The sequence below is a fragment of the Acidiferrobacter sp. SPIII_3 genome, from assembly GCF_003184265.1.
Taxonomy (GTDB): Bacteria; Pseudomonadota; Gammaproteobacteria; order Acidiferrobacterales; family Acidiferrobacteraceae; genus Acidiferrobacter.
This window is the reverse complement of sequence record NZ_CP027663.1, coordinates 2854650-2871206: the sequence shown is the minus strand read 5'-3', so window position 1 is coordinate 2871206 and position 16557 is coordinate 2854650. Positions and strand designations below refer to the sequence as shown.

Here is a 16557-nt window from a genome sequence, read left to right as displayed (position 1 = left end):
CGGGACTTTCCCGGGATCGAGACCGGCCGCGTGGTGCGTGCCGCGTCCCGGCGGGTCCGCGGCCCAGAAATTTTTATCCACCCGTTAAATGGATTTCGTGGCCGGCGTATGCTAGTAAATCAGAAGGGTGCGGAAAGAGACGCAGGAGCGGCTCAAAATGGCCGTCCGAAACGTAGCGGCGAGGGTTCCCGTGGGTATCAAGGTTATGATAATCGATGACAGCAATACGATACGACGAACGGCGGAGGCCCTTTTAAAGAAGGCGGGCTACGACGTCTACACGGCGGGGGACGGTTTCGAGGCCATGTCGGTTATCACCGACCGCCGGCCGGACATCATCTTCGTGGACATCATGATGCCCCGGCTAGACGGTTACCAGACCTGCCTTTTGATAAAAAATAACAAGGATTTCAAGCATATACCGGTCATCATGCTTTCCAGCAAGGACGGCTTGTTCGACAAGGCGCGCGGACGTATCGCCGGATCCGAGGAGCATGTGAACAAACCCTTCACCCAGGAAGAGCTGGTGGAGGTCATTGCCCGGCATGTGCACTAGCCGGACCGCGGTCGCAACGTCCTGCGATTTGGCATCTTAGATATAGAGAGGAGAGAGGCAATAATGGCGATTAAGAGTATTTTGGTGGTGGACGATTCGCCAACCGAACTGCATCTCCTGCAGGAGATGCTCGGGCGTAACGGGTTCACGATCTCGACGGCGAGAAGCGGCGAGGAAAGCCTGGAGAAGTTAAAGACCATGCGTCCGGACTTGATCCTCATGGACGTGGTGATGCCCGGCATGAGCGGTTTCGAGGCCACGCGGACGATATCGAAGAGCCCGGCCACCGCCGGCATTCCGATCATCATCTGCACGACCAAGGGGCAGGAGACCGACAAGGCCTGGGGGCTGCGTCAGGGCGCGAAGGATTACATCGTGAAGCCGGTGGTGGAAAGCGTGCTGCTCGACAAGATCCGGGCGCTGTGAGCGATATCGCCCAGGATAGCGCGTTTGCGCTCCTCCTGCGGATGCAGGTCGAGGCGCGCGCGCAGGCCCCGGGCCTCCCGGAACAGACGCAGGCCGCGCCCTTGTGGAGCGGGCTTGGATTCCGGCTCGCGGGCCTATCGCTGCTCGTGTCGCTCGACCAGATCGCCGAGGTGCTGGTGCGACCGGAGGTCACGCGTGTCCCGGGCACGAAGCGTTGGGTGAAGGGTGTTGCCAACGTGCGCGGCTCGCTTTTGACCATCATCGATCTCGCGGAATACTTCGGCAAGGCGCCGGTACCCATGGACGACAAGGCGCGTCTGCTCGTGATGCACGTGGGCGATTTTAGTACGGCACTCGTGGTCAACGAGGTTTTGGGATTAAAGCATTTCGATGCCGAGCGGGATCGGCGCGACATCGCGGGGCTCGACAACGCCGTCCTCATGCATGTGCAGACCGCATATGCGCAGGACGATACGTTATGGGGCGTCTTTGATCTGCGTTCGCTTACGGAAAGCCTGACTTTCAAGCACGTGGCGGCCTGAGGCCGGCACGGCAAGCAATCGGGCGCATATAAGAACGTTAACGAGGAACATCGATTATGGTGGCGAGACTATCCAAAAAGAAGGGGGTCGTTTTGGATCAGCCGACCGAAGAGCTGGCGTCCTTGGGCGGCGGGCAAGGTGAACGGTTCGTCGAGGTGCAGCCGGCATCCAAAAAACGCGCCAAGGCCGAGCGCGGCAAGAAGGGATCACGCGCCGGCCGCAGCATGACCGGCGTCTCGGTGCTGCTTTTGTTGATGGTCGTGTCGCTCGTCGGGGTCGCGATCTTGTTCGGCTCGGAGGCCCAGCAGGCCAATCGCGACTCGAAGTATATCGAGCAGTCCGACCAGCTGCTCATGCTGTCGCAGCGTATCGCGAAGGATGCGGCGGCGGCGACGCTCGGCGAGGAAAGCGCGTTTAGCGACCTCAAGCGCTCGCGCGCCGACTACCAGAACATCATCGACAGCCTGAAGGATGGTAACGTAAGCCTCGGCATACCGCCCAGCCCGATGATGGTTCGGCCGGCGCTCATGGCGCTCAACACCACCTGGCTCGGCGTGCGTCATCATGTCGATCAGATCGTAAAGCAGGAAGAGCCGGCGCTCATGATGCACGACTATGTGGCGACGGTGAATCAGACCGCACCCATGTTGCTTGCCTTATGGGACGAGATCGTGACGCGCGGCATGCGTGCCCACATGTCGCCTCAACTGATCTATCTCGCGGCGCGCCAAGGCATGCTGAGCCAGCGCATCACGATGGAGGTGAACCTGTTCGCCGAAGGCGGCAGCGCGGCGGCCGTGGCGGCCGCGGAATTCGGTGAGGACACGAAGCTCTTCAAGCAGACCCAGACGCAATTGGGACCGGAACTCCCGGCGGTCACGCACGCCAAGTTCGCGCGCGCCGTGCGGACCTTCGCGGCCATGGATGAGAGCGTGCAAGGCATTCTGGCCGATGCCGCTCCGTTGTTCGTCGCGCAGCGCGCGGGTTCTGTGATCTTCCATACCAGCAACAAGTTGCTCGCACAAAGCCGCGCTCTCGTGAGGGGTTACATGGCGCTTTCGCATAAGCGCCGGTTCGAGAAGTACGCCGGTTACGCCCTGGCGGGGTTGTCACTCCTTTTCCTTTTGTTGCTCGGGCGCAAGCTCGTCGGCGACGAGCGGGTGCGCGCGCGCCAGAGCGCCAACCAGAACCGCGAGACGCAGGACGCGATCCTGAAGCTGCTTGATGAGATGGGCGACCTCGCCGACGGCGACCTGACCATCCAACCGCAGGTCACCGAGCAGATCACGGGCGCCATCGCCGACTCCATCAACTATGCCGTGAAGGAGATGCGCAACGTCGTGTACCGCATCAATACCACGGCGCAGGAGGTGGCGAGCGCCTCGAACCGCAGCCGCCGGACGGCGGCCGAGCTGAATGACGCCGCCACGCGTCAGGCCGCGCAGATCCTGGCGACCACCGAGCGCATCCGCACGATGGCAAAGTCCATGGACGATATGTCGCAGAGCGCCGGACGGTCCGCGGAGGTGGCGCAGGGTTCGGTGTTGACGGCCAAACGCGGTGCCGAAGCCGTGCAGAACACGATCAAGGGCATGGACGAGATGCGCGAGCAGATCCAGGAAACCGCCAAGCGCATCAAGCGTCTCGGCGAGAGCTCGCAGCAGATCGGGGAAATCGTGGAGCTCATCAACGACATTGCCGAGCAGACCAACATCCTGTCGCTGAACGCCGCCATTCAGGCGGCCATGGCCGGAGACGCCGGGCGCGGCTTCGCGGTGGTCGCAGATGAAGTGCAAAGGCTTGCGGAGCGCTCGGGGGCGGCGACCAAGCAGATCGCGGATCTCGTGAAGACCATTCAGGCCGATACCAACGAGGCCGTAAGTTCCATGGAGAAGGCCACGAATGGCGTGGTCGAGGGTACGCGCCTTGCGGATGCCGCGGGCCAGGCGCTCGGCCAGATCGAGTCGGTGTCGGAGCAATTGTCGGGGCTTATCGTGCGCATCGCCAAGGACGCGCGCACACAGTCCGAGGCGGCGACAACCGTCTCGACCAGCATGACCGAGATCCAGGAGGCGACGGCGACCACGTCGGCGGGGACTCAACAGACCGCCGAGTCCATCGCCAAGCTCTCCGATCTCGTGGGCGAACTGCAGGCATCGGTTGCGGGCTTCAAGCTGCCGGCTTGAGGGCTGGCATGCCGGCCGGGGGTAAGATGGTCACCGAAAGCAGTATCGATCTCGGGACGCTGGGATGGGTCAAAGACGAGATAGATGAGACCCTGAAGCAGGCGCGGCTTGCGCTCGAGGCCTTCGTGGAGCACCGCTCCGACGAGGCCAAGCTCAGGCTCTGCGCGAGCTACCTCCATCAGGTCAGCGGCACCCTGAAGATGGTCGAGGTCGACGCCCTGGCAGATCTCGTGGGCGAGGCGGAGGCCTCGGTGCAGGCCCTGCTGGCCACGACCGAACCGCCCCGCGAGGAGGTCCTGGAGCCGCTGGTGCGCGCCCTGCTGCTGTTCCCGGATATTCTCGACCGGGTTCAAACCCGCGGCCTGGGCAACGGCCTTGCCCTGCTTGGGCTCGCCAACGAATTGCGTGCCGGCCGCGGCGCCGAGCCGCTGCCGCCGCAGGCCTTTTTCCGGGTGGACCTCACCCCGCGACCGCCAGGGGCGGTGGCTACCGACGACGCGGGATTCGTCGAGGCCTTTCGTCAACAGCGCCCGCTGTTTCAAGCGGCGCTGTTGAAGTGGCTGAAGGGTGTCGCCGATGATGACATGCGGCGCAGCCTGCCGGACCTCGTGCGCGGCTGGCGGGCGCACGTCGCGTTCGCGCCCCTCGCCCAGTGTCTGTGGGTGGCCGAGGCGTTTCTGCGGCTTTTGATCGATGAACCCGATCCGCGCGTCGAGGACAAGAAGCTTGTCTCGCGCCTCGATCAGTTGCTCAAGCGTTTTGCCGAGGGCCAGGACCGGGGTGGCAGCCGTGGCGCCTGTGAACGATTGACGCGCGACATGCTGTTTGTGCTGCGTGAGGGTGCATCGTCCGATCCCGCGATCATGGCTGTCCGCGAGGCCTTCGATCTCGCGACACCGGCCCATGATGAACCCGTCGAGGCCTCCATGGCCGCGCTGCGGTCGATTGCCAGCGCGCTCAGTGAGGAGATCGCGCAGGCCCAGTCGCTGCTGTCGCGTTGCTTCGACCCGCAGGACACGACAGGCGATGCCAATGGCCAGCTGGTGCTGCTGCTCGACAAGATGGCCAAGACCTTCGCGACCCTCGAGGTCGCGCCGTTAGGCACGCTTGCCTCGGCGATCGCCGAGGCCTGCCGGGGGCTTGCCGACGGGCGTCTCCAAAAGTCAGGGGCCGTGGCCATGGCCCTGGCGCAGGGGCTTTTGCAGATCGAGAGCGCGGCGCGCGAAATCCCCTACGGCGCCTCCGGCTGGCGCCTGGGTATCGACGAGCGGACTCGGGCGTTGGCGAATCTCGCATCACTGCCGGATACGAGCGGCATGGAGGTCTCCGAGGCGCCCTTGTCGGCGCAGGACAGGCGGCAACTGGTGGGGGCGGTGTCCAGCGAGATCCGCGCCAACCTCGCGCGTATCGAGGAGGCCTTCCTGGCGTTTGCCGCCTCCCCGCGGGATCGCGAGGGATTGGCGGAGGTGCCGGCCCTGGCGGCGCAGGTCGAGGCGGCCTTCCGGGTGCTGGAGGAGGAGCCCGCCGGTGATCTGGCGCGCGCCCTCCATGGCGCCCTGAACCGTCTGGCGCAGGGCAATCTGGCCCCGGGGGGGGCCTTCGCCGAGGCCCTGGCCGCCGCGGTCGCCGGTCTCGAGGCCCACGTGAATGGACTGGAGCGCGGCCGCCCCTTGCGCGAAGCCGAGCTTGCCGATCTGGCGCGACCCTTGAACGAAATCATGCGCGAAGAGCCCTCTCGCGGGGCCGTACCGGCTCAGGCGGACGCGCATCAGGCGCCGGGGCTGACGGCGCCACGGCTCGCCATAGACCCCGAGATCCTGCCGGTGTTTCTCGAAGACGCGCATCAGGCGGTAGCGCAGCTCGATGAGGCGTTGTCGGCGTGGCGCGCCGAACTGTCCGATGAAAATGCCGTGACCGTCGCGCGCCGCGCGTTTCACACCCTGAAGGGCAGCGGGCGCATGGTGGAGGCCGGCGAGATCGCTGAACTCTCCTACGATGCCGAGACGCTTTTGAACAAGATCCGCGCCCGCGAGCGCGCCGTCACCCCGGCCGCGCTCACCTGGGTGGCGCGCGCCCATGAGGTGGTGCGGGATTGGGTGGTGGCCGTGGAGCAGGGCCGAGGACTCCCGGAGATGGCTGTCATTCGCGATGCCCTGCAGGCCTTGGCGGCGGGGCGCGAGCCATTCCCGGCAACGCCCGTGCCCGACACGGCCGCGGCCGCCATCACCCTGCCGGCCGAGGACGATGGGGTGGTGGTGCTGTCCAGCGAGGATGCGGCCTGCGGTGACGAGGTCTTGGTCTCGGATGACGGAGGGTCTGATGGCGTCGCACACACCGTCTCGTTGCCCCACGCTTCACCGCTTTTTGCCGATCCCTTGCTGCGCGATATCTTCGTGGCCGAGACGCGCGACCACCTGCGCGTGCTGGACGCCGTGCTCGCCGATGGCCCTGATCACCTGGTGTCAGCCGATCTGTTACGCGCCGTGCATACGATGCAGGGAAGCGCGCGTTCCGTGGCGCTGCTGGCCATGGCCGATTCATGCGCCGGCCTGGAGCGTTACCTTCAGGCCCGCGAGATCGATCAAAAACCGCTCGGGACCGAGGCCGCCGATCTCTTGCGGCGTCTGGCGGTCGCGATCGAGGGCGTGCTCGCCGCCCTTGGCGACAACGCCGATCCGGACGCGCCGTTCGCGGCCCTTGGGGAACGTCTGGACGCGCTTACCCGGGAGGGTCTGCCGCCCCCCGGACTCACCTGGTGGCAAAAGAATCTGGCGATACAGGAGGGGGTGCGCGAGGCCGTGCCCGGTGAGTTCGATGGGCAGGGTCTGCCCGAGGGCATGGTCGCGAGCGCGGCCCCCGGGGAACGGTCCGGTGGTGCAGCCGAGACCCTTGAGCCCGTGAATCCGGCGGCCTCGCCCGGAGCGGATGCGCCACGCGAGGCGATCGACCCCGAGCTGCGCGCCATTTTCCGCGATGAGGCGCGTGATCTCCTGGATGGTCTGGAGGCCGCGCTCGTCCAATGGCGGGAGTACCGGGATCGCGACGACCTGCTCGATTCGCTAAAGCGGGTCCTGCACACCTTGAAGGGCGGCGCGCGCATGTGCGGGGCCGAGCTCATGGGCGATGTGGCGCATGCAACAGAAGACCTGCTGCGCCGAGTCGAGGACGGTCAGCAGCCACGCGACGACCGGCTGTTCGCTTTGTTGGATGCGGCGGCCGAGCATCTGGGCGGACTCTATAACGCCTTCGTAGCGGGTCATGATGTCTTTGGCGAGGACATCACGCGGGCCTTGATGGCGAGCTTATCGGAGGAAAATCCACCCGATGAGGGATTTGCCGCGCCGCCGCCGGTTCCGGCACCCGTGGTGTCGCCCGTCGCCACGACCGTGGCATCGCCGGCGCTGAACGACCCCGCCGAGGATCTCTTCAAGGCCGAGGCCGCAAGCCAGGTGCGCGTGCGCACGGCGCTTCTCGACCGGCTGGTGGCCTATGCCGGAGAGGTCAGTATCGCGCGCGCCCGCATGGAGCAGCAGATCTTCAGCCTGAAAGGGCATCTGGCGGAGCTAAACGGCAACGTCAAGCGTTTCCGGGACCAGGTCCGTGAACTCGAGATCCAGGCCGAGTCCCAGATCGTGTCGCGCGCACGCATCGACGAGGGCAATGTCGCCCAGGATTTCGATCCCTTGGAGTTCGATCGCTACTCGCGACTCCAGCATCTGTCGCGAGGCCTGACCGAGAACCTGCACGATTTGATCACTGTGCACGGCACGCTCGATGCCGTGGCGAGTCAGGCGGAGGCCGTCCTCCAGCAGCAGGCGCGTGTGAATACCGAGCTTCAAGAGGGTCTGATGCGTACGCGCATGGTGCGCTTCGCCACCCAGGCCCACAGATTACGACAGATCGTCCGGCAGACCGCGCGCGAACTCAATAAGCGCGCCGAACTTATTCTGGCCGCCGCCGATGTCGAGCTCGACCGCCACCTATTGGAGCGCATGATAGGTCCGTTCGAGCACATGATCCGCAATGCCATCGACCACGGGCTGGAGACGGCCGCCGAACGGGAACGTCTCGGAAAGCACCCGGTGGGCACCATTACCATACAGGCCGCGCAGGAGAGCGGAGAGATCGTGATCCGGGTGTCGGATGACGGCGCCGGGCTCAATGTCGAGCGGATACGCGCCAAGGCCATCGAGCGCAAGCTCGTGCCGGCGGCGGCGCTGGTCAGTGATGAGCAGGTCATGCAGTTCATCCTGCTGCCGGGTTTCTCGACCGCCGCAAGGATCACCCACTTGTCCGGCCGCGGCGTTGGCATGGATGTCGTGCATAGTGAGGTCAAGAAGTTGGGAGGCGCGATCAGCGTCGACACCCAGGCGGGCCGTGGAACGACCTTCGTCATCCGATTGCCGCTTACGCTGTCGATCACCCAGGCGCTGATGGTGGGGTGCGGCGATCAGATGTTCGCAATCCCGCTCGCGGCGATCGTCAATATCGTGGAGGCGCCGGCCGGGGCGGTCATGGAGGCGCTGGCCGGCGACCGCCCGAGTCTGCGCTACGGGGGCCGGGACTACCCGTTCATGGATCTCGGGGCGCGCCTTGGTATCCCCCGCGGAGGCGTCTGGCCGCGCAAGCTGCCGGTCCTGTTGCTGCGACTTGATACGCGGGAGGTGGCGGTCGGGGTGGACAGCCTGTTTGGGACCCGCGAGATCGTGGTCAAGTCCCTCGGCCCGCAATTGGGCGAGATCCGTGGGCTTTTCGGGGCGACCATCATGGGGGATGGGCGCGTACTGCTGATCCTCGACATCCCGGCGCTATGGAACGAAGCCGAGGGCCTGCGTGTCAACGCGATGCCTGCCGAGGCGCCGGCCGTGAAACGACCGTACGTCCTGGTGGTCGATGATTCCCTGACCGTGCGCAAAGTCACGACCCGCTTTCTGCAAAAGCAGGGTTACGATGCCGCCACCGCCAAGGACGGGATCGAGGCCCTGGAACAGCTGCGTGATCGTATCCCGGATGTCATGCTCGTGGATATCGAGATGCCGCGCATGGACGGCTACGAGCTCACGGCGCGGGTACGCGCCGATACGCGTCTGCGCCATGTCCCCATCGTCATGATCACATCGCGCTCGGGGCACAAGCACCGTGAACATGCCATGGCGCTCGGGGTCGATGTCTATCTCGGGAAGCCGTACCAGGAGGAGGATCTGCGCCAGGAGATCGAGGGATTGTTGCGGCGGGGCCATTCATGACCGACCTGCGCCATTACCTGCAATTGCGGTTTGCCGGGCAGGTCTTTCTCATGCCCAACCTCCCGGACATCCTCGTTGAGCCGCGCGAGAACATGCAGGTCGAGCGCAAGGGGCGGGCCGCGGCGGAACGTACCGTTCAAGGCGTATCGTGGCTTGCCTATGCCTTGGGGCCGGATTGGGCACCGCTGCCCGAAAGCGGCTGGACGCGGGCGGTGTTCCTTGGGATCCACGCGGCGCGGCCGGTCGGTCTGTTGGTGGATGACCTGCATCTCTTGCCGGCCGGCGATTTGCGCGTCGCGCCCTTCACGCCGCTCGGGCCGGCGCCGGTTCCCGGGCGGCATCTTTTCCCGGGGGCGGCGGTGGGCCAAAACGGCCTGACCCTGGTATTGGCGATCGACGCGGTGGCTTCGTATCTGCGCGCATTGGGGGGTGACCATGGCCTTGGCCAGTGATCGTGTCCATGCCCTGTTGTTACCCGTTTGCGACCGTTACCTGCTGGTGCCAAGCGCGCTGGTCGCGGAGGTCGGGGTGGTCGAGACGCTGACGCCGCTCCCTTTGAGTCCGCCGTGGGTGCTTGGCGTGATGGGCTGGCGTTCACGACCCATTGCGGTGTGTGATCTGGGCCGCTTCTGGGGGCCGCCCGCCACCATCGGGCCCAAGTCGCGGGTGGCGGTCTTTTATCCGCTCCCGGGCCGCGCGCCCACGGAATTTTTCGCGATCCTGACCAATGCCGAACCTCAGTCGCGGACGATAGAGGCGCCCTCTGTGCTGCTCACTGATGAGGACGCCGTGCATCCCTATCTTACGGTGTCGCTCGACATCGACGGCAAGCGCGCGGGCATCCCGGATCTGGCCGGCCTGAAGGAGCTTTTCTACGATCCCGTTGCGGCCGAGGCCCCTTAAGCGCCGCCCGGGCATCGGCGGCGCGGCAATCGCGTAAGCCATCGATCGATCAGTAGCCCCAATAGATCTTCAGGAGGCGGTCCTGCCCGCGGTATTGGCGGGCATGCGCGATCACGAAGCGCCGCAGGCCGAGCGCCTGGAACAGGCTTGCCGGCGCCCCGAGGAGCGCGTGCCGCAGCCGCGCGTATTGGGCTGCCGATAGGCCCGGGGCGGCGGACAGGGCGATGTTGGGGATCGGCGGGGTGGTGGTAACCACCGAGAGATCGGCCCCCTGCGCCATTTTGCGGGCGACGAGCGGTGTCGGGATCATGGCCGCGGCCACGCGATGGGCGGCCAGCAGGCGGAATTCGGCGGCCGCGTCGCGGGCGGCCACGACAATCGGGCGGCGCGTGGCGTGCGGGAACATCCGGTCCAGCAGCGCCGCGCCCATGCTCGGTATGCCGAGCGAGGCCACGCGCCGCCCGATGAGCGCGGACGGTCCCAATACCATCTCGGAGCCGCGCACCACGAGCGAGTACGAGATCGTCCCCGGTTCCTTGACAAGCACGTGGTAGTGGAGGTGTGTCAATCGAAAGTCAGTGAAGTGGGCGGCGTCGAGGACGAAGCTCGGCCCGGGCCGTTGGCGCATGCTCTCCCAATAGGCCAGGAAATTGGGGCTCGTCACGACGCGGCAGGGGCGGCCGAGGACCTGGCCGAGGAAGCGCGCGAGCGGCAAAAATGCCGTGCGCGTGGCCGTCGTCCCCAGGACCGGTTGGACGGCAAGCGTAAGCGGCGCGGCACGCGCCGCGCCCGCCACCGACGCCATGACGAGCAGTGCCCATCCGGCCTTGCGCGACGACCCGCCCATCGTACCCGACCTCCCGGATGACCGCCCTGCGACTTATGTCGTACCGTAAGTATAGACAGCGGTCGATCAAGGTGTGCCATAATGCAGCCCCCACGGCATGCCAGTTTGACGAGGCGCTATGGTCAGTACAGAAACCCCGGTGTGCGACTTCGGGCGGCCCGCCCCCGATTTCGTGCTCCCGGCCACCGACGGCCGCATCCTTGGTCTCGCCGATGTGCGCGGTGAACGCGGCCTGCTCGTGATGTTCATCTGCAATCATTGTCCTTATGTGAAGGCGATCCGGGACCGTCTCATCCGTGACGCCGCGGCCTTGCGCGCGGAAGGAATCGGAAGCTGCGCCATCATGTCCAACGATCCGAAGGATTATCCGGAGGACTCGTTTGCCAACATGCAGCGCATCGCGCAGGAATACCGCTTCCCGTTCCCCTATCTGTACGACGAGACGCAGGAGGTGGCGCGCCGCTTCGGGGCGGTGTGCACGCCGGATTTTTTCGGTTATGGGGCCGATCTTACACTTCAGTACCGGGGCCGGCTCGATGCGAGCCGCAAGGAGGCGGTGGCCGGTGCTCGCCGGGAGCTCTTCGAGGCCATGGCCCAGGTGGCGCGTACCGGCCACGGACCGCGTGAGCAGATCCCGAGCATCGGCTGTTCCATCAAATGGAAGGAGGCATGAACCTTTGACCGTCGACCAAGGCCTCGATCCTCGCACTCATGCCGCGCTCGAGGTCCTTGAGGGTCTCGTTCAAGAGGTCGCGCGGCGGGAGATCATGCCGCTTTTTGGCGTGAGCCGGTCGCGGCTGAAGGAAGACGGCAGCCTCGTGACCGCTGCCGATACCGCAGTCCAGGCCTGGCTTGCCGAAGAGCTGCGCATCCGCTGGCCGCAGTTTGCCATGGTGGGCGAGGAGATGTCGGAGGCCGAACAACGCGCGGCGTTGCAATCGGCGCACGGCGCGTGGTGTCTCGACCCGCTCGATGGGACCACGAATTTCGTGAACCGCCTGCCATTTTTTGCGGTGTCGCTCGCCCTGCTGCAAGACGGCGGGCCGACCCTGGGTGTGGTTTATGACCCGGTGCGCAAGGAGTGTTTCAAGGCGTTGCGTGGCCAGGGCGCCTGGTTGAACGGTGAACGCCTGCGCGCGATGGACTGGTCGCCGGCATTACGACGATGCGTGGCGCTGGTGGACTTCAAGCGACTGAAGCCGCGCCTCGCGGGGCGGCTGGGCATCGACCCGCCATACGGATCGCAACGCAACTGCGGTTCGTGCGCCCTCGAGTGGTGCTGGCTCGCGGCTGGGCGCGCCCATCTCTCCGTGCATGGAGGCCAGAAATTGTGGGATTACGCGGCCGGCAGCCTGATCCTGAAGGAGGCGGGCGGAATCGCAACGACGCTCGAGGGTCACCCGTTGCCTTACGATGGCCTTGCGCCGTCGTCCACGCTTGTGGCCCGTTCCCTGGATCTGTACGAGGCGTGGCGGGCATGGATCAACCATAATGCCGGAAGGCGTTAGGGCCCGACTATTGCCGAACAGGGGCAAGGTGAGGGAAAATACGCGGCTCTTGACCGCGGTTGGGTTCGTTGGACCGGCCCGGGCGGCAAATCGCATCCCTTTGGTGGGAGATTGGACCGCCAAGGGGATTTTTGTTGTTGGTGGGCGAAATGCTCGGGTAGCGCGACTAAAAAGCACATTCATTCATGGGTGGGGCGGGCGGTAAGGCAGGATCTGTCGAGCCGCTTGGCCTGATCGAGGAGCAGTGAGATGCAAAAGAGACCGATCCTGCTGGGGATCGTCGGTGATTCGGCGGCCGGAAAGACGACTATTACGAGCGGCATCGCAAAGGTTATCGGACAGGACCGCTGCACGATCATCTGTACCGATGATTACCACAAGTATAACCGCGTACAGCGCGCCGAGAAGGGGCTGACGGCCCTGCATCCCGACTGCAACTATATGGACATCATCGAGCAGCACCTGAACCTGCTCAAGGATGGCAAGGCCATCCTGAAGCCGCATTATAACCATGCCACGGGTGATTTCGACCCGCCGTCCTATGTCGAGGCCAAGGATTTCATCATCGTCGAGGGCCTGCTCGGGTTCTCGACCAAGGCCATGCGCGACGCGTATGATGTCAAACTCTATCTTGCCCCGCCCGAAGAGCTTCGCTTTCTGTGGAAGATGCGGCGCGACACGCAAAAGCGCGGGCACACGGCCGAGGCCGTGGCGAAGGAGATGAAGCTGCGCGAGCCGGATTCCGAGGCGTTCATCCGGCCGCAGCGGAAGTGGGCGGACATGGTCATCTGTTTCTGGCCCCCCGAGACCGACAAGAAGGAGACGGGAAGCCATCTGAACGCCTCCCTGGTTTTGCGTCCCACCCTGCCCCACCCCGATCTTTCCGATGTCCTGGAGCAGGGCGGCAATGGTATCCACATGGACCTCGACCGCGATATGGGGCTGCCTGTGGACCGGCTCGAGATCGACGGCAACATCTCAGACGAGAAGGCCAAGCGTCTGGAGGACCTGTTGTGGCGTCATATTCCGGGTGAACATCATCATCTGCGGCACGAGAGCATCGGCGACATCACGGGCACGACCGGGGAGAAGTTGCGGTCGCACCCGCTCGCGCTGACACAGCTTTTGGTCGCCTACCACCTGCTGAAGGCCGCATCCGGTCATTACCAGTAAGGATTACTGTTCTTTTTGAGGATTAATCATGTCTGTGAAGCCCGAAAGCCGCTCGAAAGCGGCGGGTCAAGTCGACCCCCGCCGCCGTGAACTCGCCAATGCCGTGCGCGCGCTCAGCATGGATGCCGTGCAAAAGGCCAATTCCGGCCACCCGGGCGCGCCCATGGGCATGGCGGATATCGCCGAGGTCCTCTGGAACGATTATCTGAAGCACAATCCGGCCAATCCGGCGTGGGCCGATCGTGACCGCTTCGTGTTGTCGAATGGCCACGGTTCCATGTTGCTCTACAGCCTGCTGCACCTCACCGGCTATGCCCTGCCGCTGGAGGAGCTGAAGCGTTTCCGGCAGATGGGGTCCATGACCCCCGGGCATCCGGAGTATGGCTACACGCCGGGCGTCGAGACCACGACCGGCCCCCTTGGGCAGGGGCTCGCCAATGCCGTGGGTATGGCGATCGCCGAGCGTGCGCTCGCGGCCGAGTTCAACAAGTCCGGGCATGAGGTCGTCAACCATCACACCTACGTGTTCCTGGGCGACGGATGTCTGATGGAGGGTATCTCCCACGAGGCCTGCTCGCTTGCCGGACACCTGGGCCTTGGCAAGCTGATCGGTTTTTATGACGACAACGGCATCTCCATAGACGGCGAGGTGCACGGCTGGTTTACCGATGATACCCCCAAGCGTTTCGAGGCCTACGGATGGCACGTCGTGCCGCGCGTCGACGGCCATGACGCGCAGGCGGTGAAGGCGGCGATCGAGGCGGCCCGGAAGGTCACCGACAAGCCATCGCTCATCTGCTGTCAGACGGTGATCGGCTTCGGGTCGCCGAACAAGGAGGGCAAGGAGGAGAGTCACGGGGCGGCCCTCGGCGAAAAGGAGGTCGCGGCCACCCGCGAGCGCCTCGGCTGGAAGCATGGGCCCTTCGAGATCCCGGAAGCCATCTATCAGGGATGGGACGCCAAGGCCCGCGGTGACAAGGCCGAGGCCGATTGGCGCAAGCGTTTCGACGCCTATCGCGCCGCGCACCCGGAACTCGCCGCGGAGTTCCTGCGGCGCATGCAAGGCGATCTGCCCAAGGACTTCGGCGCGCATGCCGACGCCTATATCGCCGAGACCAATGCCAAGGCGGCGACCATCGCCTCGCGCAATGCCTCCCAGAACACCTTGAATGCCCTGGGGCCGAAATTGCCCGAACTCATGGGCGGGTCGGCGGATCTCGCGGGCTCGAATCTCACCCTGTGGGCCGGTTGCCGCGGTGTGTCGGCGGAGAATCCCGGCGGCAACTACATTTATTATGGCGTGCGCGAATTCGGCATGTCGGCCATTATGAACGGCATCGCGCTGCACAAGGGTTTCGTGCCCTATGGCGCCACCTTCCTGATGTTTTCGGAATACGCGCGTAACGCCTTGCGCATGGCCGCGCTCATGAAACAGCGCGTGGTCTTTGTCTACACCCACGATTCCATCGGTCTTGGCGAGGATGGCCCGACGCATCAGCCGATCGAGCAGCTGGCCACGTTGCGCATGATCCCGAATATGTCCGTCTGGCGACCGTCCGATGCCGTCGAGTCGGCGGTGGCCTGGAAGGAGGCCTTGTACCGCGTCGATGGCCCGAGCTGTCTTGTGTTCTCGCGGCAAAAACTCACCCATCAGGCGCGTTCGGCCGAGACCCTAAAGCAGATCGTCCGGGGGGCTTACGTCCTGGCCGAGGCCCAGGGGGGCGCTCCGGAGGCCATTATCATCGCCACCGGTTCCGAGGTCGGAATCGCCATGGAGGCCTATAAGAAGCTCACGGAGGCGGGGCGGCGGGTGCGGCTCGTGTCCATGCCCAATACCGGGCTCTTTGACGCGCAGGATGAGGCCTACCGCGAAACGGTTTTGCCGAAGGCCGTGACCCGGCGGGTAGCGGTCGAGGCCGGCATCACGAGTTTTTGGCGCAAGTATGTGGGGCTTGATGGCGCGGTCGTGGGTATCGACCGGTTCGGGGAATCCGCGCCCGCGGAGGCGCTGTTCGAGCATTTCGGCTTCACAGCGGCCCGTGTCACCGAGACCGTCTTGTCTCTGCTGAAATAATGTGCGGGGCCGGGTGGCGGGCGAGCCTGGAGCCGCCCCCGGCCTTCTTTCCGGATACTCATTCAATGGGAGATGGTGGTATGGCAATCAGAGTCGCGATCAACGGCTACGGGCGCATCGGACGCAACGTCTTGCGCGCCCTTTATGAGTCGGGGCGGAACAAGGAGATCGAGATCGTCGCGATCAACGACCTCGGGAACGCCGAGACCAACGCGCACCTCACGCAGTACGACACCGTCCATGGCCGCTTTAAGGGCACGGTGTCGGTCGATGGCGACTATATGATCGTCAACGGCGACAAGATCCGTGTCGTGTCGAATCGCGACCCGTCGCAGCTTCCCTGGAAGGACCTTGGCATCGATGTCGTGCACGAGTGCACCGGTTTTTTTACCACCAAGGAGAAGGCCTCCGCGCATTTGAAGGCGGGCGCGAAGAAGGTCATCATCTCGGCCCCCGGCGGAAAGGATGTGGATGCCACTATCGTCTATGGCGTAAACCACGGCACGCTCAAGGCCTCCGACACCGTGATCTCGAATGCGTCATGCACCACCAACTGCCTGGCGCCGCTCGTAAAGCCCCTGCACGATAAGATCGGCATCAAGCACGGCCTCATGACCACCGTGCACTCCTATACCAACGATCAGGTCCTGACCGACGTCTATCACAGCGACCTGCGCCGCGCGCGCTCGGCGACGCAGTCGATGATCCCCACCAAGACCGGGGCCGCCGCGGCCGTGGGTCTCGTGTTGCCGGATCTGAACGGCAAGCTCGACGGCTTCGCGGTGCGCGTGCCGACGATCAATGTCTCGCTCGTGGACCTTACGTTTACCGCCGCGCGCAGCACGACCAAAGACGAGATCCACGCGATCATGAGGGCTGCGGCGGACGGCGAGCTGAAGGGGATCCTGAACTACAACGACAAACCGCTCGTGTCGATGGATTTCAATCACGACCCGGCCTCGTCCACCTATGAGTCGAGCCTCACGAAGGTCATGGAGGGGAGTCTTGTCAAGGTCCTCGCCTGGTACGACAACGAATGGGGTTTCTCGAACCGCATGTTGGACACCACCGCAGCCCTGATGAAGGCGCGTTAACA

13 protein-coding genes are annotated in these 16557 nt (G+C 64.8%); 12 read left to right on the top strand and 1 reads right to left on the bottom strand.

The features are described 5' to 3' along the window. Positions 1–157 precede the first annotated feature (157 nt). The 7 genes from C4901_RS14595 to C4901_RS14565 all read left to right on the top strand — a co-directional run bounded on the left by C4901_RS14595 (position 158) and on the right by C4901_RS14565 (position 9859). A complete protein-coding gene (locus tag C4901_RS14595; protein WP_110137947.1) occupies positions 158–556 on the top strand; it encodes a PleD family two-component system response regulator in 399 nt (132 codons plus the stop codon). A 63-nt stretch (positions 557–619) separates the two neighbouring features. Continuing rightward, positions 620–982: a PleD family two-component system response regulator gene (locus tag C4901_RS14590; protein WP_065971671.1), complete on the top strand. Its 363-nt coding sequence runs from the start codon at positions 620–622 to the stop codon at positions 980–982. Further along, positions 979–1524 (top strand): chemotaxis protein CheW, encoded by a 546-nt coding sequence (locus C4901_RS14585; RefSeq protein WP_110137946.1) that lies wholly within the window; start codon positions 979–981, stop codon positions 1522–1524. Before C4901_RS14590 ends, C4901_RS14585 begins: the two co-directional genes overlap by 4 nt. Positions 1525–1580: 56 nt before the next feature. After that, a complete protein-coding gene (locus tag C4901_RS14580; RefSeq protein ID WP_205736040.1) occupies positions 1581–3710 on the top strand; it encodes a methyl-accepting chemotaxis protein in 2130 nt (709 codons plus the stop codon). 8 nt (positions 3711–3718) lie between these two features. Beyond that, positions 3719–8956 carry an Hpt domain-containing protein gene (locus C4901_RS14575; RefSeq protein ID WP_110137945.1) on the top strand — a complete coding sequence of 1746 codons (5238 nt, stop codon included), beginning with the start codon at positions 3719–3721 and terminating at the stop codon, positions 8954–8956. After that, positions 8953–9408 (top strand): hypothetical protein, encoded by a 456-nt coding sequence (locus C4901_RS14570; RefSeq protein WP_110137944.1) that lies wholly within the window; start codon positions 8953–8955, stop codon positions 9406–9408. Before C4901_RS14575 ends, C4901_RS14570 begins: the two co-directional genes overlap by 4 nt. Next, entirely contained in the window at positions 9392–9859 is a 468-nt protein-coding gene (locus tag C4901_RS14565) for a chemotaxis protein CheW (protein WP_110137943.1), read from the top strand. The genes C4901_RS14570 and C4901_RS14565 overlap by 17 nt, the downstream gene beginning before the upstream one ends. Before the next feature lie 49 nt (positions 9860–9908). Here C4901_RS14565 and C4901_RS14560 read toward each other — a convergent pair whose 3' ends face one another. Next, a complete protein-coding gene (locus C4901_RS14560; protein WP_110137942.1) occupies positions 9909–10706 on the bottom strand; it encodes a phosphate/phosphite/phosphonate ABC transporter substrate-binding protein in 798 nt (265 codons plus the stop codon). A 118-nt stretch (positions 10707–10824) separates the two neighbouring features. Between C4901_RS14560 and C4901_RS14555 the strand changes: the two genes are divergently transcribed. The 5 genes from C4901_RS14555 to gap all read left to right on the top strand — a co-directional run bounded on the left by C4901_RS14555 (position 10825) and on the right by gap (position 16555). Continuing rightward, the gene (locus tag C4901_RS14555; RefSeq protein WP_110137941.1) at positions 10825–11379 is read left to right on the top strand and encodes a thioredoxin family protein; all 555 of its coding nucleotides are present in this window, start codon (positions 10825–10827) and stop codon (positions 11377–11379) included. Positions 11380–11383: 4 nt separating this feature from the next. Beyond that, positions 11384–12214 carry an inositol monophosphatase family protein gene (locus C4901_RS14550; RefSeq protein WP_110137940.1) on the top strand — a complete coding sequence of 277 codons (831 nt, stop codon included), beginning with the start codon at positions 11384–11386 and terminating at the stop codon, positions 12212–12214. Between the two features lie 249 nt (positions 12215–12463). Continuing rightward, a complete protein-coding gene (locus C4901_RS14545; protein ID WP_110137939.1) occupies positions 12464–13387 on the top strand; it encodes a phosphoribulokinase in 924 nt (307 codons plus the stop codon). A 28-nt stretch (positions 13388–13415) separates the two neighbouring features. After that, positions 13416–15461: a transketolase gene (tkt, locus tag C4901_RS14540; protein WP_110137938.1), complete on the top strand. Its 2046-nt coding sequence runs from the start codon at positions 13416–13418 to the stop codon at positions 15459–15461. An 80-nt stretch (positions 15462–15541) separates the two neighbouring features. Then, a complete protein-coding gene (gap, locus tag C4901_RS14535; RefSeq protein ID WP_110137937.1) occupies positions 15542–16555 on the top strand; it encodes a type I glyceraldehyde-3-phosphate dehydrogenase in 1014 nt (337 codons plus the stop codon). The last annotated feature ends 2 nt before the right edge of the window (positions 16556–16557 follow it).